Source organism: Sphingobium sp. OAS761 (assembly GCF_024168485.1).
In the GTDB taxonomy this organism is placed as follows: domain Bacteria; phylum Pseudomonadota; class Alphaproteobacteria; order Sphingomonadales; family Sphingomonadaceae; genus Sphingobium.
Genome location: NZ_JALJVY010000001.1, coordinates 284,613 through 309,291, shown reverse-complemented (window position 1 = coordinate 309,291; position 24,679 = coordinate 284,613). Strand labels below are relative to the sequence as shown.

The following is a 24,679-nucleotide window of genomic DNA, read 5'->3' as shown; positions in this document are numbered from 1 at the left end:
GCGAATTGGCGTTGGTACGAAGGTTTGAAGAAGGCAGGCGATGGCGAAGGTTACCCCCGGCGAATTCGTCAATCAGGTGCAGACCGAAGCGAAGAAGATCGTTTGGCCGACCGGTCGCGAAACAGTGATGACCGGCGTGATGGTCGTGATCATGACGACGCTGCTCGGCCTCTTCTTCTTCGGGATCGACACCTTCTTCGGCGCGATCGTCCAGTGGCTGCTGGGCTTTGCGACGGGACGCTGAGCGAAACGCTCTGAACAGGAGTTTGAAACGGTAACATGGCGCGCTGGTACATCATCCACGCCTATTCGGGCTTTGAGAACAAGGTGAAGGAATCGATCCTCGCCGAAGCCGAGCGCATGGGCCTGTCCCAGCTGGTCGAGCAGGTCGAGGTGCCCACCGAAACCGTGACCGAGGTGAAGCGCGGCAAGAAGGTGCAGGTCGAACGCAAGTTCATGCCCGGCTATGTCCTGGCCAAGCTGGCGATGAACGACGACATCTACCACCTCGTCAAGAACACGCCCAAGGTTACCGGCTTCCTGGGATCAAGCGGCAAGCCGCAGGCGATCAGCGAAGCGGACGCTGCCCGCTATTTCGGCGCGCAGAAGGAAGCGGAGGCCGCACCCAAGCACAAGATCAGCGTCGATTACGAGATCGGCGACAGCGTCAAGGTGCTGGACGGTCCCTTCGCCAGCTTCAACGGCGTGGTCGAGGAACTGGATTTCGAAAAGAACCGGGTCAAGGTGTCGGTGTCGATCTTCGGCCGCGCCACCCCGGTCGAACTGGATTTCGAACAGGTCGAACTGTCGAAATAGTTGCGCGTCACCCCAGCGAAGGCTGGGGTCTCGTGCCTCAGATCGCTCCCCCGGCGCCCTGAGATCCCAGCTTTCGCTGGGATGACAATGAAGGGAAAGTGCGGGAGGCGGATTTTAAGTCCGCTGCATGAACCGCTAAACTTGAACCGGGCGGGCCTACGGGCACGCCCAGCAACAGAGTGAGTGACAATGGCCAAGAAGATTACGGGCTATATCAAGCTCCAGGTGCCCGCCGGAGCCGCCAACCCCTCGCCGCCGATCGGCCCTGCCCTGGGTCAGCGCGGCGTGAACATCATGGAATTCTGCAAGGCGTTCAACGCCTCCACGGAAAAGATGGACAAGGGCACGCCGCTGCCCACCGTCATCACCGTCTATGCGGACCGCAGCTTCACCTTCATCACGAAGATGCCGCCTGCCACCTACCTGATCAAGAAGGCCGCCAACCTGAAGTCGGGTTCGAAGGAACCGGGCAAGGTGACCGCCGGCAAGATCAAGCGCTCGCAGCTCGCTGAAATCGCGCAGGTCAAGATGCCTGACCTCAACGCGAACGACATCGACGCTGCAACGAAGATCATCGAAGGCTCCGCTCGCGCGATGGGCCTCGAAGTGGTGGAGGGCTAAGACCATGGCAAAGCTGACGAAGAAGGCGAAGGCTCTCGCCACCGCGGTCGACCGCGAAAAGCTGCACGGCGTTGATGAGGCGCTGGGCCTGATCAAGACCCACGCGACCGCAAAGTTCGACGAAAGCGTCGAAATCGCCATCAACCTGGGCGTTGACCCGCGTCACGCCGACCAGATGGTCCGCGGCGTCGTAACCCTGCCCGCCGGCACCGGCAAGGACGTCCGCGTCGCCGTGTTCGCCCGCAACGACAAGGCGCAGGCCGCTCTGGATGCAGGTGCCGACGTCGTGGGCGCCGAAGACCTGCTCGAATCGATCCAGGCCGGCAATATCGACTTCCAGCGCGTGATCGCGACGCCGGACATGATGGGCCTGGTCGGCCGCCTCGGCAAGGTGCTTGGTCCCAAGGGCCTGATGCCGAACCCGAAGCTGGGCACCGTGACGCCGAACGTGGCCGAAGCCGTGAAGGCCGCCAAGGGTGGCCAGATCGAATTCCGCGTCGAAAAGGCCGGCATCATTCATGCGGGCCTCGGCAAGGCGAGCTTCTCCGCCGACGATCTGCGCAAGAATTTCGACGCCTTCGTCGACGCCATCGTCAAGGCGAAGCCGTCGGGTTCGAAGGGTAAATATGTCCGCAAGATCGCTCTGTCGTCCTCGATGGGCCCGGGCGTTAAGGTCGACGTGGCGGAAGTCGCCAGCGTCTGATCCTTGCTGTATAAGCGATAGGAAAGCCTCCTTCCTCGGGAACGCGGGAAGGAGGCTTTCTTGTTTGCGGCATGGCTTATCGTGAGCCGATGCCACGCTCCCGCCGATGGCGGGAGCAGGAAAAACGGGGCGCAGGACCGTCGCCCCGGGGCACCCGCATCCCATGGGCGCCTTGGCTGGTCGTTTGTATCCGTCGGACGAAGGCGGGTCGCTTTTACCGATGGAAAACAATAAAATGGCTTTTGAAACTCTCTCTCCCCTCCTGTCCCAGGCGCTGACTGCCAAGGGCTATGAGGCGCTCACCCCCGTCCAGTCGGAAGTGACGCAGCAGGAAGCGCACGGACGCGACCTGCTGGTGTCCGCGCAGACCGGTTCGGGCAAGACCGTCGCCTTCGGGCTCGCCATGGCGGGCGAATTGCTGGGCGATGCCGAACGGCTGCCGGTCGCGGGCCTGCCGCTCGCGCTGGTGATCGCGCCGACGCGCGAACTGGCGCTTCAGGTCAGCCGCGAACTGGAATGGCTCTATGGCGCGGCGCGCGCCCGCATCGCCACCTGTGTGGGCGGCATGGACGCCGCCAAGGAACGCCGCAGCCTTTCCCATGGCGCCCATATCGTCGTCGGCACGCCCGGCCGCCTGCGCGACCATCTGGAGCGCGGCGCGCTGGACCTTTCCGCCATGCGCACCGCCGTGCTGGACGAAGCGGACGAGATGCTCGACATGGGCTTTCGCGAGGATCTGGAAGCGATCCTCGACAGCGCGCCGCAGGAACGGCGCACGCTGCTCTTTTCCGCCACCATGCCAAAACCGATCGTGGCGATGGCCAAGCGCTACCAGAAGGATGCGCTGCGCATCTCGACCATGAGCGAGGAACGCGGTCATGGCGACATCAGCTATCAGGCGGTCACGGTCGCTCCGTCGGACATAGAGAATGCGGTGGTCAACCTGCTGCGCTATCACGAGGCGGAAACGGCGATGCTGTTCTGCGCCACCCGCGACAATGTCCGCCATCTCCACGCCAGCCTGACCGAACGCGGGTTCGCGGCGGTGGCGCTGTCGGGCGAACATAGTCAGAATGAACGCAACCATGCGCTTCAGGCGCTGCGCGACAAGCGCGCGCGGGTCTGCGTCGCGACCGACGTCGCCGCGCGCGGCATCGACCTGCCCTCGCTCAGCCTGGTCGTCCATGTCGAACTGCCGCGCGACGCCGAAACGATGCAGCACCGGTCGGGCCGCACCGGCCGCGCGGGCCGCAAGGGAACCGCCGTGCTGATCGTTCCCTATCCCCGCCGCCGCCGCGTCGAATCGATGTTGCGTGGGGCGCAGATCCCGGTCGAGTGGGGCACCCCGCCCAGCCGGGAGGCGATCCTGGAGCAGGACAATGCCCGACTGCGCGCCAGCCTGATGGAACGCTCGGAACTGGACGAGGCCGACTGGGCGCTGGGCGCCGAATTGCTGGCGGAAAAAAGCGCCAAGGAAATCGCGGCGATGCTGGTGAAAAGCGCCCGTGCCGCCCTGCCCGCGCCGGAGGAGTTGCTCGACCGCAGCGAAGCGCCGCCGCGCCAGGACGGGCCGCGCCCGGGATTCGAGGATACGCAATGGTTCCGCATGAACATCGGTCGTCGCCAGAATGCCGATCCGCGCTGGATATTGCCGCTGATCTGCCGCCGGGGCCATGTGTCGCGCCAGGACATCGGCGCCATCCGCATCGCCGCCAACGAAACGATGTTCGAAATCCCCAAGGCGATCGTCAGCCGCTTCATGTCAGCGCTCAAGCGCACCGGCGAAGCGAATGACGAAGGCGCCGACGTGGCGTTCGAGACGGTCGACGGCAGCCCGCGCGAGGAAGCCCGCCAGCACAAGCGTGCAGGCGGCCGCCCCAACGATCGCGGCCCGCGCCCGGGTGGCTACGCGCCCCGCCCGTTCAAGGGCGGCGGCGCCCGCAAGGGGCCGCCTCGCGGCCGGGGCTGAGCGTCGCGGGGGACGGACATACCCCTTGGGACAGGCTGGGATAGGAAGGGGGCATCGGTCATTCCTGACGGATGACCGATGCCCCCTTGCTCATTCCCGTTCTTGGCGATCAGCTGACGCCCGACATCGCCGCGCTGCGGGCGTCCGACCGAAAGGATGCCGTCGTCCTGATGATGGAGGTCGCCGACGAGACGACCTATGTGAAGCATCACAAGGCCAAGATCGCCTTCATCCTTTCGGCCATGCGGCATCATGCGCGCAGGCTGCGGGATCTGGGCTGGTACGTCGATTATGTGCGGCTGGACGATCCGGGGAACAGCGGCAGCCTTACAGGCGAAGTCGCCCGCGCGGTCGACCGGCACCGCCCCCGCGCGATCCACGTCACCGAAGCGGGCGAATGGCGGGTGCAGGCCATGCTGGACGGCTGGTCGGATCGCTTCGCCATCCCCGTCACCATCCACCAGGATGACCGTTTCCTGTGTTCCCATGCGGAATTCGACGCATGGGCGGCCGCGCGCCGGCAGTTGCGGATGGAATATTTCTATCGCGACATGCGACGCAAGACCGGGCTGCTGCTAAACGCCGATGGCGGGCCGGAGGGCGGTCAGTGGAATTACGACGCGGACAATCGCAAGCCCGCGCCTGCCCGCGACCTGCTGATGCCGCAGCCTGTCCGTTTCCGGCCCGACGCGACGACGCAGGAGGTGCTGGAGATGGTCGCGGAGCGCTTCGCCGACCATATCGGCGGCCTCGGCCATTTCCATTTCGCGGTCACGCACGAAGAGGCCATGCGGCAGCAACGCCGCTTCCTGGACGAGGCCCTGCCCCGCTTCGGCGACTATCAGGACGCGATGATGACCGGCGAGCCGTTCCTGTGGCATTCGGTCCTGTCGCCCTACATCAATGCCGGGCTGCTCGACCCGCTGGCGCTGTGCGAGGAGGTGGAGCGGCGATACCGGGCGGGCAAGGCGCCGCTCAACTGCGCCGAGGGCTTCATCCGCCAGATCATCGGATGGCGCGAATATGTGCGCGGCATCTACTGGCACGAAGGGCCGGACTATGCGCGGCGCAACGCGCTGAACGCGACCCGCGACTTGCCCGGCTTCTACTGGACCGGCGACACAGACATGCATTGCCTGCGGCAGGCCATAGGCCAGACCATCGACCACGCCTACGCCCATCACATCCAGCGGCTGATGATCACCGGCAACTTCGCGCTGCTGGCGGGCATCGATCCGCATCAGGTCCATGTCTGGTATCTGGAAGTCTATGCCGACGCCTATGAATGGGTCGAATTGCCCAACACGCTGGGCATGAGCCAGTTCGCAGACGGAGGCCTGCTGGGATCGAAACCCTATGCGTCGGGCGGCGCCTATATCAACCGCATGTCGGATTATTGCGGAACGTGCCGCTATGACGTGAAACAGCGCACGGGCGATGATGCCTGCCCGTTCAACAGCCTCTATTGGGATTTCCTGGCCCGTAACGAGAAGAAGCTGGCACGCAATCCGCGCCTCGCCATGCCCTACCGCAACTGGGCCGGAATGGCGGAAAAGGACCGCGCCGCCATCCGCGAACAGGCGGCGCGGGTGCTGGACGCGCTGACCTAGTGTTCCGATTCTGACATTCGATACCGTTCGAGGCCAAGGTTTGCTCGCATGTCGGAATGACTTCGAACCACCGGAAATATCTGATTATATTGGATTTCATGATTTTGACATCCGCAGACCCCGCCAAGCCGCCAGGGGATGCACATGGCAAAATCGATCCATTAGGACACGCCGCAGAGATTGAGCATGCGCCCGGCGAGTTCGCGTTCGCCCATGACGACATCGGGCACGCCCAGCCGTTCCAGATGCGCGACTTCAGCATCGCTGTGGGCGCGGGCAATGACGTGCAGATCGGGCTTGAGGTGGCGGGCATGTTCGTGGATCGCGCCTGCCTCATAGCCTTCCGGCACCGCGATCAGCATCCGGCGCGCCTCGCAAATCCCCGCCGCGAGCAGATGCCGGTCGTCAAGCGCGGTGCCCCGGACGACCGACAGCCCATCCTCCTGCGCCTGCTCCACCCGGTCGCCGCTGGATTCGATCACAACGAACTGGACCCCCTTCGCGACCAGATGCGTGGCGATCAGCTTGCCGACGCGGCCATAGCCGACCAGGATGACATGGCCGATCCGCGGCCCGTCCGCATCGTCCACCTCGGCGTCGGGTCCGTCCTCATCCTTGCTGTGGTCGCGCACGATCATCGAGAAGAGGATGGGGTTGAGGAAGATGGACACCATCGCGCCCGCCAGGATCAGGTCCCGCGCGTCCGCCGGCAACACCCCCAGCCCGCTGCCCAGCGACGCGAGGATGAAGGAAAATTCGCCGATCTGGGCCAGGCTGGCCGCGATCGTCAGCGCGGTGACATTGGGATGGCCAAAGGCGCGCACGATGCCCCAGGCGGCGATCGACTTGCCGATGACGATGATGAGCACCGTCGCCAGCAACGGCAGCGGCTGTTCGACGACGATGGCGGGATTGAAAAGCATCCCCACCGACACGAAGAAGAGCACGGCGAAGGCGTCGCGAAGCGGCAGCGTCTCCTCGGTCGCGCGGCGGCTCAAGGGTGTTTCGCCCAGGATCATCCCGGCGAAGAAGGCGCCGAGCGCGAAGGAGACGTCGAAGACATAGGCCGCGCCGAAGGCGACGCCGAGCGCGATCGCGAGCACGGCGAGGCGGAAAAGCTCTCGCGAGCCGGTATGCACCACCCAGTGCAGGGCCCAGGGGATAACGCGCCGGCCCACCACCAGCATGACGACGACGAAGCCCACGACCTTGAGCAGGGTGCCGAGCAGCGGCGCGAGCAGCGCCGACGCGCCGCTGCCATCGGCATTGTCCATCACCGCCGCGAGCGCGGGCAGCAGGACGAGCGCGAGGACCATCACCAGATCTTCCACGATCAGCCAGCCGACCGCGATCCGCCCCCGCCGCGTATCGACGAGATCCGCCCCCTGAAGCGCGCGCAGCAGCACGACGGTGCTTGCGACGGAGAGGGCAAGGCCGAAGACGAGGCCACCCATCAGCGGCCAGCCCATCAACTGCCCCAGACCCACGCCCATCAGCGTGGCGGCGGCGATCTGGACGAGGGCGCCGGGGACGGCGATATTCTTGACCGAAAGCAGGTCCTTGAGCGAGAAATGCAGGCCGACGCCGAACATCAGCAGGATGACGCCGATCTCCGCCAGTTCGTTGGCCAGCCCAGCGTCGGCGACGAAGCCGGGGGTGAAAGGGCCGACGAGGATGCCGGCGACAAGATAGCCGACAAGCGGCGATAGCTTCAGCCGGTGGGCGATCGATCCCATGATGAAGGCGACGACGAGACCGGCGACAATCGTGCCGATCAGGGGTGTATGGTGGGGCATGAGCGGGCTTTCAGGATAAGCGGGTGGAGCCGGGCGGATGCCGCCGCCGATCAGGCGGACGGCATCAGGAGGCGCGCCAGGATGACGGCCGCGGCGGCCGCGACGATCAGGACCAGCGGCATGAACCACCAGGGCGGGCGACCGCGTCGGCGGCCCGGCTTGTTTTCAGCAGGCATGGATAAATCCTCTGTCCGGCAGGCGCCCGCACGGCGGCGGGCAGGGCATGTTGGTCAGGACAGGGTCGGCGGCGCGCGTGCCCGGCGAACGGTCGCCAGCGCCAACCGCACGACGCGGGCGCGCACTACCGGCCGGAAGAGGCCGGGCGTTGCCAGGGCAATCCAGCCAGGCAGCATGGCCGCCAGGCAGGACAGCAGGACGACCGGTGGCAATCGCCGCGAATCGGGCTGGACCGCATTCTTCGCCCGCGCCCTTTCGACGCGCCGCGCCTGCACGACCACTTCGCTCGTCGCCGGGTTGAAGGCCGATCCGCGCGGACGGCTGAGCGGCGGGCCGATCGGCACCAGCGCGGAAAGGAGCGTCAGCGCGATCAGCATCCACAGCGCAGCGAAAATGACGGGCCGGCGTGCGCCCCGTTTTTTCCTGCCGTTGCCGATACCGATGATATGCATGTCGCGCCTGTGCTCCCGAGGACCCGACGATAGGGGAGCGAAAGGCAGAAAACCAGCCCGGCGGCGGTCCAGATTGGTTGACAGGGCCGAGTCATTCCACTAACGGGCCACATTCCCGCGCGGGTCGACAGGATTTGTCCTCGATGATCTGCGTAAAGCAGATTTGAACGAGAAGAGACAAGCCATGTTCGCTATCGTGCGCACGGGCGGCAAGCAGTATCGCGTCGCCGCCGGAGACAAGATCGTCGTTGAAAAGCTGGCTGGCGATGCCGGCGACAAGGTCACGCTGGGCGACGTCCTGCTGGCCGGCGAAGGCGGCGACTTGAAGGACGCGTCGAAGCTGACCGTCGCAGCCGAAATCGTCGCGCAGGCGAAGGGCGAGAAGGTCATCGTCTTCAAGAAGCGCCGCCGCCACAACTATCGTCGCAAGAACGGCCACCGCCAGAATCACACGATCCTCAAGATCGTGTCGATCGCCTGAGCCGCAGCGCAGAATTTCAAGGAGTTTAGGTCATGGCACATAAGAAAGCCGGCGGTTCGTCGCGCAACGGTCGCGATTCTGAGTCGAAGCGCCTTGGCGTGAAGAAGTTCGGCGGTCAGGACGTGATCGGCGGCAACATCATCATTCGCCAGCGCGGCACCCGCGTCTATCCGGGTCGCAATGTGGGCATGGGCAAGGACCATACCCTCTTCGCGCTCGGCGAAGGCAAGGTGGTATTCCACACCGGTAAGCTCGGCCGCAAATATGTGTCGGTCGACGCCGTGGCCGAAGCCGCCGAATAACGGACGATCGATGACGGATCGTCCTCCGCATGGGGCGATCCTCCCGGGGTTCAGGCACAGCGCCTGACACCGGTATCCGAGGGAAAAAGGGGCGCTCCTTCCATGAGAGGAGCGCCCCTTTTTTCGTTGGGCGAACTCCCCTCGAAATTCCCTCAAATCTTTGGAACTCAACGCCTTTTCGCGCGTCTTGCGGGCGGAGAATCAGCCAGAGGCAAAGCGTCGCGAAGTCGTCATGATCGGCGGCTAGGGGCGCGATACAAGAGGAGAGACAAATATGTTCGCCCGCACCCCCCGGCTGCTTCTGCGTCCCGGCTGGACAGAGGACGCCCCTGCCCTGGCCCGGACCATCAACGACGGCGCGGTCCTGCGCAATCTGGCCCGCGCGCCCAACCCTTATCGCCTGGACGATGCCGAAGCCTTCCTGGCGCTGCCGCAACATCCGCAGCTGCCTCGCCTGCTCGCCTTCACCCGGACTCAGGGCGCCCCCCGCCTGGTCGGCGGGTGCGGCATCCATGTGGACGATGCCGGCACGCCCGAACTCGGCTATTGGATCGCCCGTCCCTATTGGGGGCTGGGTTTCGCGACCGAAGCGGCCCGTGCCGTGCTGAGCATGGCGCGCGCCAACGGCATCGCCAATGTCCGCGCCTGCCATTTCGCCGACAATCCCGCGTCGGGCAATGTCCTGCGCAAACTGGGCTTCCGCTTCACCGGCCGGGTCGAACCCCGCTACAGCCGCAGCCGGGATACCATGGTCGACTGCCTGCTGTTCGAGGAAGGCGCCGACACCGGCATGAACGACGACCCGGCGATGGATCTCTATCGCGACGCGATCCCTGTCGCTGCCTGACCGACCCGCCCCTCCTTCATCCGGGAGGGGCGGCCCGGGGCCGGTCGAACACGCGCGTCGGCCGGTCGCCAAGCATCGTGTCGACTAACGGCGCGAAGCCCAGCTTTTCCGCCACCCGGATCGAGCCGTCATTGCCGGGATCGATGATGCAGCGGACGGACGGCGCCCCGGCATGGAGGTCGGCCCACGCCAGTACCGCGCTCATGGCCTCGGTCGCGATACCGCGTCCCCATGCCGGCGGCGCCAGCACCCATCCTGCCTCCGGCACCGCCTCCAGTTCGGGTAGCCCGCGCGCCGCGGTCAGCAGCCCCGCCTCGCCCAGGACAGCACCGCTCGCCCGGTCCTCCACCACCCACATGCCATGGCCCAGCATCGCCCACATGCCCGCATAGCGCAGCAGGCGGAACCAGACCGCCTGCGCGTCCTGCGGCACCCCGCCGATGTGGCGCACGACCCGTTCGTCCGCCCAGAGCGCGCAACAGGCAGGATAATCGGTCAGGACGTGGGGGCGCAGGATCAGGCGGTCGGTTTCCAGAACGGGCGCGGTCGTCATGCGGGAATAAGAAACGCGCGCACGCCTCTGGTCAAGCGGCCCGGCATGCGCCATGCCCGTTCCATGCCCGATATCGCCATAAAGCGCGCACGCCTCAGCCCGGACGAGAGCCGCCAGGCCGCCATCGCGGCGGCGCGCGACCTGCTGATCGAGGCCGGGCCGCAGGCGGTGACGCTCAAGGCGGTCTCCGCGCGGGTCGGGCGGACCCACGCCAACCTGCTCCATCATTTCGGTTCGGCCGCGGGCCTGCAAAAGGCGCTGGCCGGGCATCTGGGTGAAACGATCACGGCCAAGATCGGCGCTGCGGTCAACGGCGCCCGGCGCGGCGCGGTCAGCCCGCGCACGATCGTCGACATGACCTTCGACGCGTTCGACCGGGAAGGCGCGGGCGCGCTGGCGAGCTGGATGCTCGCATCGGGCAACGAGGACGCGCTGGACCCGATCGTCGGCGCGATCCACCGCCTGGTCGACAAGCTCGCCGCCAGTGCCGCGACGCCCGATGTCGCGGACCTGATCCGGGAACATACGCTGATGCTGGTCCTGCTGGCGCTGGGCGATTCGCAGGTGGGCGGGCCGATGGCGGCCGCGCTGGGCCTGTCGCGGGAAAAGGCGCGCGATGTCGCGACCCGCAGCCTGACCCTGGCGCTGGCGCGGGACATCCCTTCGGCCGTTGCGCAAGCCGAGGTTTAACTTTGCCGCCGATAGCGCTAAGGGCCGCCCATGCATTTTCTCGATCAGGCCAAAATATATATCAAGTCCGGCTGGGGCGGCCCCGGCGCGGTCAGCTTCCGGCGTGAAAAATATGTCGAATATGGCGGCCCTGACGGCGGCAATGGCGGCAAGGGCGGCGACATCATCTTCGAGGCGGTGGCCGGCCTCAACACGCTGATCGACTTTCGCTATACCCAGCATTTCAAGGCGCAGCGCGGCCAGCCCGGCATGGGCAAGAACCGCTTCGGCGCGGGCGGCGAAGACCTTGTCGTCAAGGTGCCGGTGGGCACGCAGATCCTGTCCGATCCGACCCCGGTCGAGGGGACGGAGGACGAGGAAGACGGCAGCATGGAATATGAACAGGAACTGCTGGCCGACTTTACCGAGGTCGGCCAGCGGATCGTGCTGCTGCGTGGCGGTGACGGCGGTCGCGGCAACCTGTCCTACAAGACCAGCACCAACCGCGCCCCGCGCCAGCATGGCACGGGCTGGCCGGGGCAGGAAATGTGGGTGTGGCTGCGGCTCAAGCTGCTGGCGGATGTCGGCCTGGTGGGCATGCCCAATGCGGGCAAGTCGACGCTGATCAACCAGGTGACCAATACCAAGGCGAAGGTCGGCGCCTACGCCTTTACCACCACCAAGCCGCAACTGGGCGTCGTGTTGCACCGTGACCGCGAATTCGTGCTGGCCGACATTCCGGGTCTGATCGAGGGCGCGGCCGAGGGCGCGGGGATCGGTGACCGGTTCCTTGGCCATATCGAACGCTGCCGGGTGCTGCTGCACCTTATCGACGCGACCGCCGACGACCCGGCCGACGCCTTCCGCATCGTCACCGACGAACTGGCGGCCTATGGCGGCGGCCTCGACGAAAAGCCGCGACTCATCGTGCTGAACAAGGGCGACCTGCTGGGCCAGGATCTGATGGAGGACATCGCCGCCCAGCTGCGCGACGAAGCGGGCGTGGAGGACGTGTTCATCATTTCCGGCGCCACGGGCGAAGGCGTGGGCGCCCTGCTGGACGCCGTCTTGCCGTTGCTGGACGAAGGTGTCGCGAACGAGGAGGAAGCCGGCGGCGACGGGCCGGCGGAATGGTCGCCCATCTAGGGCGCGTCGGATCAACCCGTTCGGACAAATGGCCAAGTGACACACCTTCTTTCCGGCTTTCCCCCTGCCCTGGTCCGCCGCCTGGTGGTGAAGATCGGGTCGGCGTTGCTCGTCGATCCGGCGGGACAGGTGCGCACCGACTGGCTGCGCACGCTGGTCGCCGATGTCGCCGCGCGCAAGACCGCAGGGCAGCAGGTCATCATCGTGTCGTCGGGGGCGATCGCGCTCGGTGCCCGGCGGCTCGGCCTGCCCAAGGGCGGTCGCGGCAGCCTGGAGGATGCGCAGGCCGCCGCCGCGACCGGGCAGATCGCCTTGTCGCAATGCTGGGCCAGCCTGCTGCACGAACGGGGGATCACCGCCGCGCAGATGCTGGTGACGCTGGACGACCTGGAAAACCGCCGTCGCTACCTCAATGCGTCGGCCACGCTGGAACGGCTGATGGCGCTGGACGTGGTACCGGTGGTGAACGAAAATGACAGCGTCGCCACCGCCGAAATCCGCTTCGGCGACAATGACCGGCTTGCCGCGCGAATCGGCCAGGCGGCTCGGGCCGACGCGGTAGTCCTGCTATCGGACGTGGACGGGCTTTACACGGCGAACCCGCACGCCGATGCGGGCGCGATGCGGATAGAAACAATCGAGCGCATCGATGCGCGGATCATGGCCATGGCCGACACGGGCTCGGCGTCGGGCATGGGATCGGGCGGCATGGTGTCGAAGGTCGAGGCCGCGCGCATCGCCACCGGCGCGGGCGCGCATCTGGCCATCATCTCCGGCAAGGTCGACGCACCGCTGACCCGCTGGGCCGAGGGCGGTCCCGGTTCGATCTTCCTTGCCGCGCCCGGCCAGGGCGCGCGCAAGGGCTGGCTTGCCGGGCGGCTGACGACGCGCGGCCGCATCATCGTCGACGCGGGCGCAGAACGCGCGCTGGGCAAGGGCAACAGCCTGCTGCCCGCCGGGGTCGCGCAGGTCGAGGGCGTATTCGCGCGGGGCGACGTAGTCGACATCGTGACGGAGGACGGCCGCGTCATCGCCCGCGGCCTGGTCGAATATGACAGCGAGGCCGCACTCCGCATCGCCGGCCGCCGCAGCGAGGACATTGCAGGCATATTGGGCGAGATGCCCCGTTCCGTGCTGGTCCATCGCGACCATATGGCGATGGTCTGACCGCGATGCATATGAAAATCGCCATGACCGGCGCGACCGGGTTCGTCGGGGCCGAAACATTGGAGCAGGCGCTGGCGGCGGGCCATCATGCCAACGCCCTCACCCGCCGCGCCCAGCCGCCCCGCGCGCATCTCAAATGGGTCCCCGGATCGCTGGAAAGCGCGGCCGCGCTCGACGCACTGATACGCGATGCCGATCTGGTGATCCACATCGCCGGCGTGGTCAACGCGCCGGACCGGGACGGGTTCGAAGCCGGCAACGCGCGCGGCACCATGGCCGTGGTCGACGCGATGCGCAAACGCGGTGTCCGGCGCCTGATCCACGTATCCTCCCTCGCCGCGCGCGAACCGCAACTGTCGGATTACGGCTGGTCCAAGGAGCTTGCCGAGCGCCATGTGAAGGCCAGCGGGCTGGACTGGACGATCGTGCGCCCGCCCGCCATCTACGGCCCGCAGGACCGGGAAATGCTGGAACTGTTCCGCATGGCGAAGCGCGGTCTCGTCATGCTGCCGCCGGGCGGCCGCCTGTCGGTCATCCATGTCGCCGATCTCGCCCGGCTGCTGCTGGACCTGGGCGCAGATCGCGACGCCAGCCTGGCCCAGGTCTATGAAGTCGACGACGGGGTGGCGGACGGCTGGGATCACAAGGATTTCGGCACCGCCATCGGACATGCGGTCGGACGGCAGGTCCGCACGCTCGCGGCGCCGTCCTGGTTGCTGTCATTCGCCGCGCGGGTCGACCGGATGGTGCGCGGCCGCAATGCCCGGCTGACGCAGGACCGCGTCGACTATTTCTGTCATCCCGACTGGGTCGCGGCCACCGGCCGGCACGTTCCCCGCCAGCTATGGATGCCGCACATCGCCACGCCCGAAGGACTGCGCGCGACCGCCGACGCCTATCGCGCCAAGGGCTGGCTCTAGAACGCTATTCGCGCCCGGCGCGGATCGCGGCGGCACCGGCGAACGGCGTAATCGCGACCAGCAGCAGCGAGGCCGCGGCCAGGAATTTGATCGCCGCGCCGCTGCCGTCACCCAGCGTCCCCGCGCCGAAGATCAGCAGCGGCACCGCCAGCGGCAGCGCCAGCAGCCCCGCCAGCGCGCCGCTCGACCGCAGCCCCGCCGTTAGTGTCGCGACCAGCAAGCCCAGCGCCGCGAGCGCGGGCGTGCCCGCCAGCAGGCCCGTTTCCAGCTTCGCGATCGTCCCCCCATCCAGCTTCAACAGCGCGGCGGCGGGCAGCGTCGCCAGCATCAGCGGCGGTCCGAAACTCAGCCAGTGCGCGACCAGCCGCGCGATCACCACCATTTCCTCGCCGACGCCGCGCAACGCGATCTGATCCAATATTCCGGCGTCCCGGTCCGGCGCGATCAACCGGTCGACCGGCAACAGGCTGGCCAGCAGCGCGGCGATCCACAACATGCCGCCGCCCGTGCGCCCCAGCAGGGCCGCATCGGGGCCGACGGCGAACGGATACAGGCTGGCGACCAGCAACAGGAAGGCGACCGGCAGCCACAGCCCGGCGGAACGCCATCCCTGCGCCAGGTCGCGGCCGACCAGCAGCCAGAGCAGTTTCATGCCGCCGCCTCCGCGTCATTCGGTTCGAAAGGCGGATAATCGGCCAGCGCCAGCGTCACCGGCGCGGCGACGGGCAGCGGCTGGTGAGAGGCCGCAACCACGATTCCGCCGCCCGCCAGATGCCGCTCCACCGCCTCGCCCAGCAGGGTGAGCGATGCGCTGTCCAGTCCGTTGCCCGGCTCGTCCAGCAACCATATCGGCGCTCCGCCCGCGATCACGCGCGCCAGCATCGCCCGCTTGCGCTGCCCGGTGGACAGCATCCGCACCGGAATGTCGGCCAGAGCCGAAAGGTCCATGGCGGCCAGCGCGCCTGCCAGCGCGTCCGGCCCGGCCCCATCCAGCCGCGCCCAGAAAGCCAACGCCCGGTGCAGCGGCAGGTCCATGTCCAGCGCCAGCCGTTCGTCGGCCAGCGCCACGCCGCCCGTCCGCGTCACCTGACCCGCGAACGTGGGTAGCAGGCCCGCGCACAGCCGCAGCAGGCTGGATTTGCCGATGCCGTTCGGCCCGCTCAGCAGCGCGCCGCCCCCCGCTTCCAGCGCCATCGACACGCCGCGAAACAGCATCCGCCCGCCCCGCACGCAGGCGACGTCGCTCAGCCGCAGGGCCGCGCCGCTCATGAAGCGACCATGTCCTCCAGCACATGCATGTCGATGTCCGACAGGCCGAAATGATGGCCGATCTCATGCACGACCACATGGGTGATCAGCGCGTCCAGCGGCACACCGGTTTCCACCCATTCGTCCAGAAGCGGCCGGCGGAAGATATGCACGGTGGGCGGCGCATCGCCCGTCTGCGCTTCCTGCCCCACCGGGCGGCCACTATAAAGGCCCGTCAGGCCGAAGGGATCGTCGATCTCCATCTCCCGCAAGATGTCCGCATCGGCGAATTCCTCGACGAACAGGACGACGTTCGACAGATGCTGGCGGAACGGTTCGGGCAGGCGGGACAGCGCGTCGAGCGCGAGCGCCTCGATCTCATGCTTGCCGGGCGCGGTCCGCGACGATTGACGTTCATGCGACATGCCTGCCACATAAGCGAAAGCCCATGACGAGGATAGGGACATGATTGGTAAACTGGATGGCGACGCGCGGGCACAGGCGCTGGACGGGCTGCCGCTGTGGCAGACGACCGCGGACGGCCCGGACGGAATCGCCCGCCGCTTCACCTTCCCCGATTTCGTCGCCGCCTTCGGCTTCATGGCCCGTGTCGCGATACTGGCGGAAAAGGCGGACCATCACCCCGAATGGTCGAACGTCTACAACCGGGTCGACATCACGCTGACCACCCATGACGCAGGCGGCCTGTCGCAACGGGACATCGACATGGCGAAAGCGATCGAGGCACTGGTCGACTGACCCGGCGGGCGTTCAGAAGCTGTTGGCGGCTGCCGTCTCGATATGGCTGTCATAGCCCTTGAGCGCTTCCAGCACGGACGCGTCGCCGGCATAGCGTCGGCGCAGCATCGCCAGCTTGGCATCGGTGCCCTGGCACAGTTCGGCGACATTTTCGGCGATATAGGCGCGCCGTTCGGCGTTATAGGCCTCCTCGCCCCGGAAATGGTCGCATCCGTCGCGGCCGACCATGAATTCCGTGACCTCCCGGGGGAAAGGCTCGGCACTGGCGGCCACGTCCGAAGGCGGCAGGTCCAGCGGGAAATAGGGTGCCGGCTGCGCCCGCACGGTCACTTGCGGATTGTTGCGAAGCGGGACGGCGACAGGTGCGGGGGCGGCCGGTTCGGCATCGGCCACCGGGGGCGCGGGCGCAACCGGCGCCTTGGCCTGGGCCGGCAGCGGGGTTACGACGCCATTGTCCGCCTGCGCGCTGTCGTCCGACGCACGGCAGCCGGCGACCAGCGCCAGCATCACAACCATCGGCACCAGAACGCAACGCCTGCTCACCCGATTTCCTCCCGCAAGCTGGCGATCAGGTCCGCGATATGCGGCAGCCGCGACTCCTCTTCTTCCAGGATCGCCAGAAATGCGGTTCGCCTATAATCGCGCAGCGTCTCGGGCGGAAGGCGGCTTGCTACGGGTGTTGTCGAAATCACGATGTCCAGAAGCCGCTCGACGCCATGCAGACGGCCCCACAGATAGTCGTTCTCCCGATAAACCCTGCTAAAAAATGCTCCAAAGTTATTGAATTCTATACCCTTCAAAGTTGCTTCGGCACCACCCGGGCGGATCGCCACGCAATCTTCCGGCGAAATCCGGTCCACCTTGACCTGATCGAATTCGTCCAGACTGTCACCCTGGTGCAACGGCAGCGTCGCGATGTCGTAGAAGGGAAAGCCCAGATAGGCGAGCAGCATCGTGCGGCGTCCCCCCTTGGGCAGGCCGGCGAAGGCCTCCGCCAATATCTCGTCGGCGGCCTGGTCGCGGCGATCCAGCCGGCGATCGCGGGCCACCGCGGCCAGCGCGGCGGCCGGCTCGTCGCGCAGCGCACGCGCGGCGGCGGCGGTATCCGCGCCGTGAAATTCGGCATCCTCGCATTCCGCGTAGAGCGCCAGCGCGGCATAGATGGCGTCATGCATCGCCTGCACCGCCGGATCGTCGACCTCCGCGTCGATCTCCAGCGTATCGGCCAGCCGCCGCGCCAGGAAGCGCAGGCGCCGGATGCGAAAGGACAGGTCATGGGTGCGGAAGAAGGATACGGGGGCGGACGCCGATCCGCCCTGTTCGGTCAGCCGGTCGGCACCGTCCGCCCGCACCTGCGCCCAGATCGCCCGCCGCGACGCCTCGCGCACTGCCGCGCCATCCTCGCCGCTCAGCCGAAACAGCAACCCGGCCAGCGCCTCGACAATGCCCGACAGCTTCATATGACCATAAGCAGGAAAGGCGAAACCCGCCGCGCTCGCAGCGCGCTGCTGCGCCTTCGCCCGCCAGGCGGACAGGCGCGCGGCCGTGGGCCGGTCCAGGAACAGCATCCGCCCGACCGCATTTTCCACTTCCGCCTCGATCCCCGGCCGCAGCGCGTCCAATATGCGCCGCAAGCGCCGGATGCGCGCCGAATGGCGATCGATCGCATCCAGATTGTCGCGGATCGGCTGTTCGCGCGGAATGTCGGACAGCGCGCCGAAGATCGTGCGGAAAAAGCCGGGCAGCGGCGCGTCCTCGCCGGTCGGCGCCTCTTCCTGTTCGCCGTGCCGGTTGAGCCGGATCGATCGATGGCCGGGCTTCGGATCGATGTAGACGAACCGCCGGTCGACCTCGCGCCGCGACGGCCGGTTGCGCAGCGCGCCGATCGCCGGGGCGAAGGGCGCGTTCGCCAGGACCGATCCGTCGATCAGCACCGCATCCTCGGCCGTGCCCCGCGCGCTGTGGCGCGGCAGGGCGCGGGCCAGAAAGTCCTGCCGCGTCGGCCAGGCGCGATGGCGGCGTTTCAGCACCCGGTCCAATTCGCGCACGGTAAAGGGCGGGAAGGCTCCGGGAAAGCTGGCGGTGGCCCGCGCGGCGAAGGTCAGTTCGGCCGCATCGGCGAAGGGCCGAGCGCCGCTCCCGCGCGCGCGAAAGCCGATGGACAGGCGATGTTCGGTCTCGATCACCTGCGCCGGGCTGTTCAGGGTCAGGCTCTGGGGATGCCCCTCGAAATCGGTCACCGTGACGAACAGGTCCAGCGGGTGACCGTCCGGCAGCAGCGGCGACCCCAGGTCGGATGCGGCCATGGCATCGAACGCGTCCAATATCATGCCGGTGAAGATGTCTCCGCCGAAGGGCGGCTCGAACCAGCGCGACCGGATGAAGCGGGACAGCTTCATCCGCACCTCCTCGCGCGTGCCCGGCGCGACGGTGCGCTCGACCGCATCGCCGGGATGGCGCGCCACCATCCACACCAGCGGCGTCGCCCAGAATTTGGTCAAGGCCCGCGCCGGCCGGGCGTCCGGGTCCAGCAAGCGGTCGACATCGGCATTGTCCAGCCACAGGTCGGTCAGCGGCTCCAGCGACTGGCCTGTCTCGATCGCCTGCGCCAGGAAGATACCGTTGATCCCCCCCGCGCTGGCACCGGCGATAATGTCGGGCAACACCCGCAACCGCACGCCGCTGCTGTCTTCTATCGCGGCCAGCAGCCGGTGATAGACGGCCTCGCTGCCTTTGCCGGCCGGCGCGCCGTCGTGAAAGGCCCGGCTGGCGCGCGCCAGCCGCCATATCTCCTTGGTGATGCCGTGCATGTACACGGCCAGGCTGATGCCGCCATAGCAGACCAGCGCGAGGCGCAATTCCCTCTCCTTCATGGCCGCAGGCTCGCAGAGCGCGGCGCCCTTGTCGAGGGGATGTTACGCAACCGTAAAATCCGCCCATATCGGCAGATGGTCGGATGCCTTGCGCGCCGCCGCGCTTTCGTGGACGCCGCAGTCGCGCAGCGTCAGCCGGTCGCAATGCATGATCCGGTCCAGCCGGGCGACCGGGCGGCGCGCATGGAAGCTGCGCCCGCACGGCGCGAAACTATAGTGGCGGGCGAAGTCGGCGAGGCAACCGCGTTCCGCGCTCCATTCGTTGAGGTCGCCCATCAGCACCGTCGGCATCGCCGTCCCCTGCCCCGCAGCGTGGATGACGGCGGCCGCCTGCCGCCGCCGCCACAGGCCCGACAGGTCGAGATGCATCCCGAAAACGCGCAACGTCGCGCCCTTCACCGCGACTTCTGCCATCGTGGCGCCGCGCGGCTCCAGATAGGGCAGGTGCAGCACATCGTGCGCGCGCAGTTCGGCCTCCTTGCGCACCAATATGGCATTGCCGTGCCATCCCATCGAATCCGTCTGAACATTCAGCGGCACGGGCTTGTATTTGCTCTGATTATCGAGCAGCAACGGCGGAATGGCCGCCGACCGGACGCCGAAGCGGCGGTCCGCCTCCTGCAACGCGATCACGTCGGCATCCACCTCGGCCAGCACCTCCAGCACTCTTTCGGGGACGCGGCGCCGGTCGGTGCCTATGGCCTTGCGGATATTGTAGCTGGCAACGCGGACGGTCGGGGACATGGGACATCAATGCGCCAGCCGCGCGCGGGTTTCCAGCCTTTCCCATTCACTGGAACCGATAAGTGACCTTCAGCCCCAGATGATCGGACAGCGTTTTGCCGTTGGCGTCGGGTTTGAACATCACCTCGCGCGATACGGCGGCCAACATCCGCATGTCGGGGGCGGCGTAGAATTGCCAGTCATTGGCGTGCTGCGCAGGCACGTTCGCCGCCATGGCGAATTGCGCGCCGCACAGCGATCGCATCGCCCGGCAACCGTCCGCATATTTGTCGCGCCCCATCGCCGTGGCGACCTTGGCCTTCCGCTTCTTGATATAGCCCATCAGCAATTCCAGGCGGCCGGGCGAATGGCCCATGTTGAAGTCGCCGGCGAACAGGCGGATAGTGCGATGGCTTTCGGGCCGGTCGTCGAACCGGTCGAGCGCGTCGATCTGGCGGGCATAGGCGGCGCGGCTGACGATTTCGGGCTGGCCCGATGGCCCGGCGCTGTTCATGTGGGTGGCTATGATCTCGACCGGCGCGGGCGCGTCCGGCACCGCGACCCGGGCGGACAGCATCCCCTTGTTCGCCAGGCAGTCATAACCCGCACAGGCGCCCTTTGGGAAAGGCTGGCGACGGATGTCGCTCAACCTGTAGTCGGACAGGATGACCAGGCCGGAAGACAGTTGCGGGCCGACCGTCTCGCCTTTCCATATCGACCGCGCGGGGGCGTATCCCGGCAGCGCGGGCTGCGCCATGCCGGCCCCCGGGCCGAAGGCGACGAAACCGTATCCCGACCGTCTGGCGATCGCCTCGGCATCGGTAGTGAAGGCTTCCTGCAACACCACGACCTGCGGCGCGGCGCCGGTCGCACGCATCTGCGCCAGCCGGTCGCCGATGGCGGCCAGCGCCTGCGGCCTGTCGCGCGCGACCGGCCAAGGTAGCCCGCCGACATTATAGGTCAGGACAGACAGATATCCGGGCGGCAGGGTGTCGGGCGCGGCGGCCAAGGTCAGGGGCGGCGGCACCGACCCGGGCACCATGGACGAAAACCCCCCCAATGCCCCGAGCGCGATCAGCGACAGGACCATACGCTTGCGATTCATGGACCGACCCTCCCGACGCCGGAGGACTTCCCCAAATCCGCATGATCCGGCGTCGACCCCGCCCTAGTCGGCGGACACGTCGCCCCGATGACGCGGCGATGCCGGCGCGATGACAGGAAAAGGTCGGTTTCGTGACTGCTTGCGTTCCCCATTCGTTCCATTCATAAGGCGCCATGGCCAAGGCAAAGCGAAAATTCGTCTGTCAGCAATGCGGCACCGTCAGCGGGCGGTGGCAGGGACAGTGCGACGATTGCGGCGAATGGAACAGCATCGTCGAGGAGGCCGCCGAAACCGTCTTTTCCGCCCGGCACGACCTGCACAGCGGCGGGCGGGCGATCAGCCTGATCGGCCTGGACAGCGCGGTCGAACTTCCGCCGCGCACCGGCACCGGCATCGCCGAATTCGACCGCGCGCTGGGCGGCGGCATCGTCGCGGGATCGGCGACATTGATCGGCGGCGATCCGGGCATCGGCAAATCGACGCTGCTGTTGCAGGCGGCGGCGCTGATCGCGACGACCGGACGCCAGGTCGTCTATATCAGCGGGGAGGAAGCGGCCGATCAGGTGCGGCTGCGCGCCCGGCGACTCGGCCTCGGCACCGCGCCGGTCCGGCTGGCCAGCGCCACGTCCGTGCGCGACATCCTGACCACGCTGGGCGAAGGATCGCCGCCCGACCTGCTGATCATCGATTCGATCCAGACGATGCACAGCGACCTGATCGAAGGGGCGCCGGGCACGGTCAGCCAGGTGCGTGCCGCCGCGCAGGAACTGATCCGCTTCGCCAAGCAGCGCGGCACCGCGCTCATCATGGTCGGTCATGTGACCAAGGACGGCAGCATCGCCGGGCCGCGCGTTCTGGAACATATGGTCGACACGGTGCTCGCCTTCGAAGGGGAGCGCAGCCATCAATATCGTATCCTGCGCGCGATCAAGAACCGCTTTGGCGGCACCGACGAAATCGGCGTCTTCGCCATGGTGGCCGAAGGGCTGGAGGAAGTGGCCAACCCGTCCGCGCTGTTCCTGACCCATCGCGACGACAGCATCACCGGCGCGACCGTCTTTCCCGCACTGGAAGGCACCCGGCCGGTGCTGGTCGAAATCCAGGCGCTGGTCGTGCGCCTGTCCAGCGGGGCGACGCCGCGGCGCGCCGTGGTGGGGTGGGACAGCGGCCGGCTGGCGATGATCCTGGCCGTGCTGGAGGCGCGATGCGGGCTCAGCTTCTCGACCGCCGAAGTCTATCTGAACGTCGCGGGCGGCTATCGCCTGTCGGACCCCGCCGCCGACCTGGCCGTCGCGGCCGCGCTGGTGTCTGCCCTGTCCGAACGGCCGGTGCCGGCCGATGTCGTGCTGTTCGGCGAAGTCGCGCTGTCGGGAGAAGTGCGTCCGGTCGCCCATGCGCCGTTGCGGCTGCGGGAATCGGGCAAGCTCGGCTTCACCCGGGCCTTCATCCCCGCGTCGGCGGCGGACGGGGTGAAGGGCATCGCCGTCAGCGGCTACCGCACGCTTGCCCAGCTTGTTGACCAGATGCTCGGGCGCGGATAGCCACGCAGGCGATGAACGCCATCGACATTCTCGTCCTGCTCGCCATCGGCGGCTGCGCCGTCCTGGGCCTCATGCGGGGTTTCGTGCTGGAAACCCTCTCGCTCATGGCCTGGGTGCTGGCAATCTTCGCGGTCCGCCTGTTCCACGCCTCGGCCACCGACCTGCTGTCCGCCTTCGTGGGCACGCCGGGCGGCGCGGCGGTGCTGGCCCTTATCCTCGTCTTCGGCGCGACCTTCGGCGCGGGCAAGATGCTCGCCCACGCGATCGGCCGCCGCACCCGCCAGTCCGTGCTGGGTCCGGTCGACCGGGTGCTGGGCGCGGGGTTCGGCGCGGTCAAGGGCCTGATCGGCGCGACCATCCTCTTCCTTGCCTTCAGCCTTGTCTACGATACGCTCTACGGCGCGGGCGCGCGCCGGCCCGACTGGCTATCGGATGCCCGCACCTATCCTTTGCTCAACGCCAGCGGCCAGGCGATCAGCGATTTCCTCGCCCGGCAGCGCGCGAAGGCACCTGCCGCGGCCGACGCTTCGGGTCCGGAGGCGCCATAGGGACGCCCGACCGTTCCCCTGTCCTACCGGTGCGCTTCCATGCTATCTCCGGCGACGGCTCTTTCCCACCGTCCGCATCCCGTCCCGCGCCGCCCGCCGCTCCGGCGCGCGCGACTTTGCAAAAAATCTCCTATTGCGAAATCGACGCCACGGGTCTCGATCCACGATTTCGCGAAGGCCGCGACGGTGTGAACTTGGCAAGATCGACCGACTTGCAAAATTCGCCTCCGCCCCGACGGGCCGCGCAGGCCAGATGGCCCGGATCGAGCCTGCCCGGTCCGTCATGATAATGTCATGCCGTGCAACAGGCCCGTCATGAACGGGGATTAGCGCGGCATCATGGCAAAGACACCGCCCTTCTCCGATGCCGATTCGATGCGCCTGCAAATGGCGCTGCGCCAGACCGGCTTCCAGCCGGGCCGGCCCGCCGCGCCCGCCCGCCCGCAACCGGTCAAGGCGAAAGCGACCCCGGCCGAGGAACTGCTTGCCCTGAAACGACGCGAATGGCTGCTCGACGTCATGGAGCGGCAGCGCGCGCTGTCCGCCTATGCCTCGGGCCTGCTCACCGCCGAAAATCTCTCGGGCGATGAATTTCTCGACAATTTCTACGCCCCCGGCCGACCCGTCCTGATCAAGGGGGCGATGGCGGGCTGGCCTGCGCTGGACCGCTGGACGCCCGACTATCTCGCCGAGCGCATCGGCGATGCGGAGGTCGAATTTCAGGGCGGCCGCAAAAGTGCCGCCGACTATGAGATCCGCAAGGACAGGCACAGGCGTCGCGCACCCTTCCGCACGTTCATCGACATGGTCCGCGACGGCGGCAACGACGCCTATCTGACTGCCTATAACAGCGCCCGGAACGCGCCCGCGCTGGCGCCCCTGCACGACGATCTGGGCCATCTCGACGCCTATCTGACGCGCGCGCCGGGCATGGTGTGGATCGGCGGCGCGGCCACCTTCACACAGTTGCATTTCGACCTGACCAACAATCTGCTGGCGCAGGTGACCGGCACCAAGCAGGTCATCCTCGTCCCGCCGTCGCAGACCGGCCGTCTGGCGCATCACCGCCATGTGTTCAGCGACGTCGTCGACCTGACCGATCCGGCACGGCTCGCCCAGTTCCCCAAGGCACGCGACGTGCCCCGCTATGAGGTGCGGCTGACGCCGGGCGACCTGCTCTTCATCCCGATCGGCTGGTGGCATCAGGTGCGGTCGGAAAGCTTTTCGACCATGCTGACCTATACCGGCTTCCGCTGGCCCAATGCCGGCCATGAAAGCTATCCTGCGGACTGACGCTATCCCTCGCGGATGCTCTCATGGTGGCGGATCACCTCGTCGATGATGAAGCGCAGGAATTTCTCGGTGAAGTCCGGGTCCAGCTTCGCGTCGAGCGCCAGCTGGCGCAGGCGGCTAATTTGCCTTTCCTCGCGGCCCGGGTCGGCGGGGGGCAGCTCATGGGTCGCCTTGAATTCGCCGACCGCCTGGGTGATCTTGAACCGTTCGGCCAGCATGAACACCAGCGCCGCGTCGATATTGTCGATGCTTTCGCGGTAGCGCTGCAGGGTCTGGTCCATGGGGCATCCTCCGGTCGAATCGCGCGCTTTTTGCGTTATCCGGGCCGCGTGGCAAGCTATTCCCGCTTGCCTTTGGCTT

Annotated in this window: 29 protein-coding genes; 17 read left to right on the top strand and 12 right to left on the bottom strand. The window is 67.2% G+C overall.

Annotated elements, in window-relative coordinates:
* Positions 1 to 40: 40 nt before the first annotated feature.
* The 6 genes from secE (at position 41) to J3E64_RS01535 (ending at position 5,719) form a co-directional block, all read left to right on the top strand.
* On the top strand, positions 41 to 244 hold the full coding sequence (secE, locus tag J3E64_RS01560; RefSeq protein ID WP_253338887.1) for a preprotein translocase subunit SecE: 204 nt from the start codon (positions 41 to 43) through the stop codon (positions 242 to 244).
* A gap of 35 nt (positions 245 to 279) precedes the next feature.
* Positions 280 to 816 carry a transcription termination/antitermination protein NusG gene (gene nusG, locus J3E64_RS01555; protein ID WP_253338885.1) on the top strand — a complete coding sequence of 179 codons (537 nt, stop codon included), beginning with the start codon at positions 280 to 282 and terminating at the stop codon, positions 814 to 816.
* A gap of 189 nt (positions 817 to 1,005) precedes the next feature.
* Positions 1,006 to 1,437: a 50S ribosomal protein L11 gene (gene rplK, locus J3E64_RS01550; RefSeq protein ID WP_253338883.1), complete on the top strand. Its 432-nt coding sequence runs from the start codon at positions 1,006 to 1,008 to the stop codon at positions 1,435 to 1,437.
* Positions 1,438 to 1,441: 4 nt separating this feature from the next.
* Positions 1,442 to 2,140, top strand: coding sequence for a 50S ribosomal protein L1 (gene rplA / locus J3E64_RS01545; protein WP_253338881.1), 699 nt, complete (start codon positions 1,442 to 1,444; stop codon positions 2,138 to 2,140).
* A gap of 235 nt (positions 2,141 to 2,375) precedes the next feature.
* On the top strand, positions 2,376 to 4,109 hold the full coding sequence (locus J3E64_RS01540; protein WP_253338879.1) for a DEAD/DEAH box helicase: 1,734 nt from the start codon (positions 2,376 to 2,378) through the stop codon (positions 4,107 to 4,109).
* 71 nt (positions 4,110 to 4,180) lie between these two features.
* Positions 4,181 to 5,719 carry a cryptochrome/photolyase family protein gene (locus tag J3E64_RS01535; protein WP_253338877.1) on the top strand — a complete coding sequence of 513 codons (1,539 nt, stop codon included), beginning with the start codon at positions 4,181 to 4,183 and terminating at the stop codon, positions 5,717 to 5,719.
* 161 nt (positions 5,720 to 5,880) lie between these two features.
* Here the strand turns inward: J3E64_RS01535 and ybaL are convergent, their stop codons facing one another.
* From ybaL to J3E64_RS01525, 3 genes are read right to left on the bottom strand one after another with little or no spacing between them, the layout of a single operon-like run.
* Positions 5,881 to 7,515: a YbaL family putative K(+) efflux transporter gene (gene ybaL / locus J3E64_RS01530; RefSeq protein WP_253338875.1), complete on the bottom strand. Its 1,635-nt coding sequence runs from the start codon at positions 7,513 to 7,515 to the stop codon at positions 5,881 to 5,883.
* 50 nt (positions 7,516 to 7,565) lie between these two features.
* Entirely contained in the window at positions 7,566 to 7,691 is a 126-nt protein-coding gene (locus tag J3E64_RS20605) for a hypothetical protein (RefSeq protein ID WP_301286864.1), read from the bottom strand.
* Between the two features lie 54 nt (positions 7,692 to 7,745).
* A complete protein-coding gene (locus J3E64_RS01525) occupies positions 7,746 to 8,144 on the bottom strand; it encodes a hypothetical protein (RefSeq protein WP_253338873.1) in 399 nt (132 codons plus the stop codon).
* A gap of 184 nt (positions 8,145 to 8,328) precedes the next feature.
* Here J3E64_RS01525 and rplU point away from each other — a divergent pair, with 184 nt between their 5' ends.
* From rplU to J3E64_RS01510, 3 genes are all read left to right on the top strand, one after another.
* Positions 8,329 to 8,625, top strand: a complete 297-nt coding sequence (gene rplU / locus J3E64_RS01520) for a 50S ribosomal protein L21 (RefSeq protein ID WP_253338871.1) — start codon at positions 8,329 to 8,331, stop codon at positions 8,623 to 8,625.
* A gap of 32 nt (positions 8,626 to 8,657) precedes the next feature.
* Positions 8,658 to 8,927: a 50S ribosomal protein L27 gene (gene rpmA / locus J3E64_RS01515; RefSeq protein ID WP_066763545.1), complete on the top strand. Its 270-nt coding sequence runs from the start codon at positions 8,658 to 8,660 to the stop codon at positions 8,925 to 8,927.
* A 274-nt stretch (positions 8,928 to 9,201) separates the two neighbouring features.
* Positions 9,202 to 9,774 (top strand): GNAT family N-acetyltransferase, encoded by a 573-nt coding sequence (locus J3E64_RS01510; RefSeq protein ID WP_253338869.1) that lies wholly within the window; start codon positions 9,202 to 9,204, stop codon positions 9,772 to 9,774.
* A gap of 16 nt (positions 9,775 to 9,790) precedes the next feature.
* Here the strand turns inward: J3E64_RS01510 and J3E64_RS01505 are convergent, their stop codons facing one another.
* Positions 9,791 to 10,327, bottom strand: coding sequence for a GNAT family N-acetyltransferase (locus J3E64_RS01505; RefSeq protein ID WP_253339387.1), 537 nt, complete (start codon positions 10,325 to 10,327; stop codon positions 9,791 to 9,793).
* Positions 10,328 to 10,390: 63 nt separating this feature from the next.
* Between J3E64_RS01505 and J3E64_RS01500 the strand changes: the two genes are divergently transcribed.
* From J3E64_RS01500 to J3E64_RS01485, 4 genes are read left to right on the top strand one after another with little or no spacing between them, the layout of a single operon-like run.
* Positions 10,391 to 11,017 carry a TetR/AcrR family transcriptional regulator gene (locus J3E64_RS01500; RefSeq protein WP_253339385.1) on the top strand — a complete coding sequence of 209 codons (627 nt, stop codon included), beginning with the start codon at positions 10,391 to 10,393 and terminating at the stop codon, positions 11,015 to 11,017.
* 30 nt (positions 11,018 to 11,047) lie between these two features.
* Entirely contained in the window at positions 11,048 to 12,142 is a 1,095-nt protein-coding gene (gene obgE, locus J3E64_RS01495; RefSeq protein ID WP_253338867.1) for a GTPase ObgE, read from the top strand.
* Between the two features lie 36 nt (positions 12,143 to 12,178).
* Positions 12,179 to 13,309, top strand: a complete 1,131-nt coding sequence (gene proB / locus J3E64_RS01490) for a glutamate 5-kinase (RefSeq protein ID WP_253338865.1) — start codon at positions 12,179 to 12,181, stop codon at positions 13,307 to 13,309.
* A 23-nt stretch (positions 13,310 to 13,332) separates the two neighbouring features.
* Positions 13,333 to 14,229 carry an SDR family oxidoreductase gene (locus J3E64_RS01485; RefSeq protein WP_253338863.1) on the top strand — a complete coding sequence of 299 codons (897 nt, stop codon included), beginning with the start codon at positions 13,333 to 13,335 and terminating at the stop codon, positions 14,227 to 14,229.
* Between the two features lie 4 nt (positions 14,230 to 14,233).
* On the opposite strand, the gene J3E64_RS01480 is transcribed toward J3E64_RS01485, so the two are convergent.
* Genes J3E64_RS01480 through J3E64_RS01470 form a run of 3 tightly spaced genes read right to left on the bottom strand, consistent with a single transcriptional unit; the run spans position 14,234 to position 15,902 of the window.
* Complete coding sequence (locus J3E64_RS01480; protein ID WP_253338861.1) at positions 14,234 to 14,881, bottom strand: heme exporter protein CcmB; 648 nt, start codon at positions 14,879 to 14,881, stop codon at positions 14,234 to 14,236.
* A complete protein-coding gene (gene ccmA / locus J3E64_RS01475) occupies positions 14,878 to 15,498 on the bottom strand; it encodes a heme ABC exporter ATP-binding protein CcmA (RefSeq protein WP_253338859.1) in 621 nt (206 codons plus the stop codon). Before ccmA ends, J3E64_RS01480 begins: the two co-directional genes overlap by 4 nt.
* Complete coding sequence (locus J3E64_RS01470) at positions 15,495 to 15,902, bottom strand: metallopeptidase family protein (RefSeq protein ID WP_253338857.1); 408 nt, start codon at positions 15,900 to 15,902, stop codon at positions 15,495 to 15,497. Before J3E64_RS01470 ends, ccmA begins: the two co-directional genes overlap by 4 nt.
* Before the next feature lie 40 nt (positions 15,903 to 15,942).
* Here J3E64_RS01470 and J3E64_RS01465 point away from each other — a divergent pair, with 40 nt between their 5' ends.
* A complete protein-coding gene (locus tag J3E64_RS01465; RefSeq protein ID WP_253338855.1) occupies positions 15,943 to 16,236 on the top strand; it encodes a 4a-hydroxytetrahydrobiopterin dehydratase in 294 nt (97 codons plus the stop codon).
* A 12-nt stretch (positions 16,237 to 16,248) separates the two neighbouring features.
* Here the strand turns inward: J3E64_RS01465 and J3E64_RS01460 are convergent, their stop codons facing one another.
* Genes J3E64_RS01460 through J3E64_RS01445 form a run of 4 tightly spaced genes read right to left on the bottom strand, consistent with a single transcriptional unit; the run spans position 16,249 to position 20,937 of the window.
* A complete protein-coding gene (locus tag J3E64_RS01460) occupies positions 16,249 to 16,752 on the bottom strand; it encodes a hypothetical protein (protein ID WP_253339383.1) in 504 nt (167 codons plus the stop codon).
* A 23-nt stretch (positions 16,753 to 16,775) separates the two neighbouring features.
* Positions 16,776 to 19,109, bottom strand: a complete 2,334-nt coding sequence (locus tag J3E64_RS01455) for a patatin-like protein (RefSeq protein ID WP_253338852.1) — start codon at positions 19,107 to 19,109, stop codon at positions 16,776 to 16,778.
* 42 nt (positions 19,110 to 19,151) lie between these two features.
* Positions 19,152 to 19,853 carry an endonuclease/exonuclease/phosphatase family protein gene (locus J3E64_RS01450; RefSeq protein ID WP_253338850.1) on the bottom strand — a complete coding sequence of 234 codons (702 nt, stop codon included), beginning with the start codon at positions 19,851 to 19,853 and terminating at the stop codon, positions 19,152 to 19,154.
* A gap of 46 nt (positions 19,854 to 19,899) precedes the next feature.
* Positions 19,900 to 20,937 carry an endonuclease/exonuclease/phosphatase family protein gene (locus J3E64_RS01445; RefSeq protein ID WP_253338848.1) on the bottom strand — a complete coding sequence of 346 codons (1,038 nt, stop codon included), beginning with the start codon at positions 20,935 to 20,937 and terminating at the stop codon, positions 19,900 to 19,902.
* Positions 20,938 to 21,110: 173 nt separating this feature from the next.
* On the opposite strand from J3E64_RS01445, the gene radA reads away from it, so the two are divergent.
* From radA to J3E64_RS01430, 3 genes are all read left to right on the top strand, one after another.
* Positions 21,111 to 22,478 (top strand): DNA repair protein RadA, encoded by a 1,368-nt coding sequence (gene radA / locus J3E64_RS01440; protein ID WP_253338847.1) that lies wholly within the window; start codon positions 21,111 to 21,113, stop codon positions 22,476 to 22,478.
* 11 nt (positions 22,479 to 22,489) lie between these two features.
* Complete coding sequence (locus tag J3E64_RS01435; protein ID WP_253338846.1) at positions 22,490 to 23,026, top strand: CvpA family protein; 537 nt, start codon at positions 22,490 to 22,492, stop codon at positions 23,024 to 23,026.
* Positions 23,027 to 23,365: 339 nt separating this feature from the next.
* On the top strand, positions 23,366 to 24,319 hold the full coding sequence (locus tag J3E64_RS01430; RefSeq protein ID WP_253338844.1) for a cupin-like domain-containing protein: 954 nt from the start codon (positions 23,366 to 23,368) through the stop codon (positions 24,317 to 24,319).
* A gap of 2 nt (positions 24,320 to 24,321) precedes the next feature.
* Here the strand turns inward: J3E64_RS01430 and J3E64_RS01425 are convergent, their stop codons facing one another.
* Entirely contained in the window at positions 24,322 to 24,600 is a 279-nt protein-coding gene (locus J3E64_RS01425; RefSeq protein WP_253338842.1) for a chorismate mutase, read from the bottom strand.
* Positions 24,601 to 24,679 lie beyond the last annotated feature (79 nt).

Bases quoted from the DNA above. Each gene is read 5' to 3' on its own strand.
- rpmA (WP_066763545.1), top strand. From the start codon at position 8,658: ATGGCACATAAGAAAGCCGGCGGTTCGTCGCGCAACGGTCGCGATTCT.
- J3E64_RS01500 (WP_253339385.1), top strand. From the start codon at position 10,391: ATGCCCGATATCGCCATAAAGCGCGCACGCCTCAGCCCGGACGAGAGC.
- J3E64_RS01535 (WP_253338877.1), top strand. From the start codon at position 4,181: ATGACCGATGCCCCCTTGCTCATTCCCGTTCTTGGCGATCAGCTGACG.
- J3E64_RS01485 (WP_253338863.1), top strand. From the start codon at position 13,333: ATGACCGGCGCGACCGGGTTCGTCGGGGCCGAAACATTGGAGCAGGCG.
- J3E64_RS01510 (WP_253338869.1), top strand. From the start codon at position 9,202: ATGTTCGCCCGCACCCCCCGGCTGCTTCTGCGTCCCGGCTGGACAGAG.
- J3E64_RS01480 (WP_253338861.1), bottom strand. From the start codon at position 14,881: ATGAAACTGCTCTGGCTGCTGGTCGGCCGCGACCTGGCGCAGGGATGG.
- J3E64_RS01455 (WP_253338852.1), bottom strand. From the start codon at position 19,109: ATGAAGGAGAGGGAATTGCGCCTCGCGCTGGTCTGCTATGGCGGCATC.
- J3E64_RS01445 (WP_253338848.1), bottom strand. From the start codon at position 20,937: ATGAATCGCAAGCGTATGGTCCTGTCGCTGATCGCGCTCGGGGCATTG.
- J3E64_RS01540 (WP_253338879.1), top strand. From the start codon at position 2,376: ATGGCTTTTGAAACTCTCTCTCCCCTCCTGTCCCAGGCGCTGACTGCC.
- secE (WP_253338887.1), top strand. From the start codon at position 41: ATGGCGAAGGTTACCCCCGGCGAATTCGTCAATCAGGTGCAGACCGAA.
- J3E64_RS20605 (WP_301286864.1), bottom strand. From the start codon at position 7,691: ATGCCTGCTGAAAACAAGCCGGGCCGCCGACGCGGTCGCCCGCCCTGG.
- nusG (WP_253338885.1), top strand. From the start codon at position 280: ATGGCGCGCTGGTACATCATCCACGCCTATTCGGGCTTTGAGAACAAG.
- rplU (WP_253338871.1), top strand. From the start codon at position 8,329: ATGTTCGCTATCGTGCGCACGGGCGGCAAGCAGTATCGCGTCGCCGCC.
- ybaL (WP_253338875.1), bottom strand. From the start codon at position 7,515: ATGCCCCACCATACACCCCTGATCGGCACGATTGTCGCCGGTCTCGTC.
- J3E64_RS01465 (WP_253338855.1), top strand. From the start codon at position 15,943: ATGATTGGTAAACTGGATGGCGACGCGCGGGCACAGGCGCTGGACGGG.
- radA (WP_253338847.1), top strand. From the start codon at position 21,111: ATGGCCAAGGCAAAGCGAAAATTCGTCTGTCAGCAATGCGGCACCGTC.
- rplA (WP_253338881.1), top strand. From the start codon at position 1,442: ATGGCAAAGCTGACGAAGAAGGCGAAGGCTCTCGCCACCGCGGTCGAC.
- J3E64_RS01430 (WP_253338844.1), top strand. From the start codon at position 23,366: ATGGCAAAGACACCGCCCTTCTCCGATGCCGATTCGATGCGCCTGCAA.
- rplK (WP_253338883.1), top strand. From the start codon at position 1,006: ATGGCCAAGAAGATTACGGGCTATATCAAGCTCCAGGTGCCCGCCGGA.
- J3E64_RS01425 (WP_253338842.1), bottom strand. From the start codon at position 24,600: ATGGACCAGACCCTGCAGCGCTACCGCGAAAGCATCGACAATATCGAC.
- ccmA (WP_253338859.1), bottom strand. From the start codon at position 15,498: ATGAGCGGCGCGGCCCTGCGGCTGAGCGACGTCGCCTGCGTGCGGGGC.
- J3E64_RS01525 (WP_253338873.1), bottom strand. From the start codon at position 8,144: ATGCATATCATCGGTATCGGCAACGGCAGGAAAAAACGGGGCGCACGC.
- J3E64_RS01460 (WP_253339383.1), bottom strand. From the start codon at position 16,752: ATGGTTGTGATGCTGGCGCTGGTCGCCGGCTGCCGTGCGTCGGACGAC.
- obgE (WP_253338867.1), top strand. From the start codon at position 11,048: ATGCATTTTCTCGATCAGGCCAAAATATATATCAAGTCCGGCTGGGGC.
- J3E64_RS01505 (WP_253339387.1), bottom strand. From the start codon at position 10,327: ATGACGACCGCGCCCGTTCTGGAAACCGACCGCCTGATCCTGCGCCCC.
- J3E64_RS01450 (WP_253338850.1), bottom strand. From the start codon at position 19,853: ATGTCCCCGACCGTCCGCGTTGCCAGCTACAATATCCGCAAGGCCATA.
- J3E64_RS01435 (WP_253338846.1), top strand. From the start codon at position 22,490: ATGAACGCCATCGACATTCTCGTCCTGCTCGCCATCGGCGGCTGCGCC.
- J3E64_RS01470 (WP_253338857.1), bottom strand. From the start codon at position 15,902: ATGTCGCATGAACGTCAATCGTCGCGGACCGCGCCCGGCAAGCATGAG.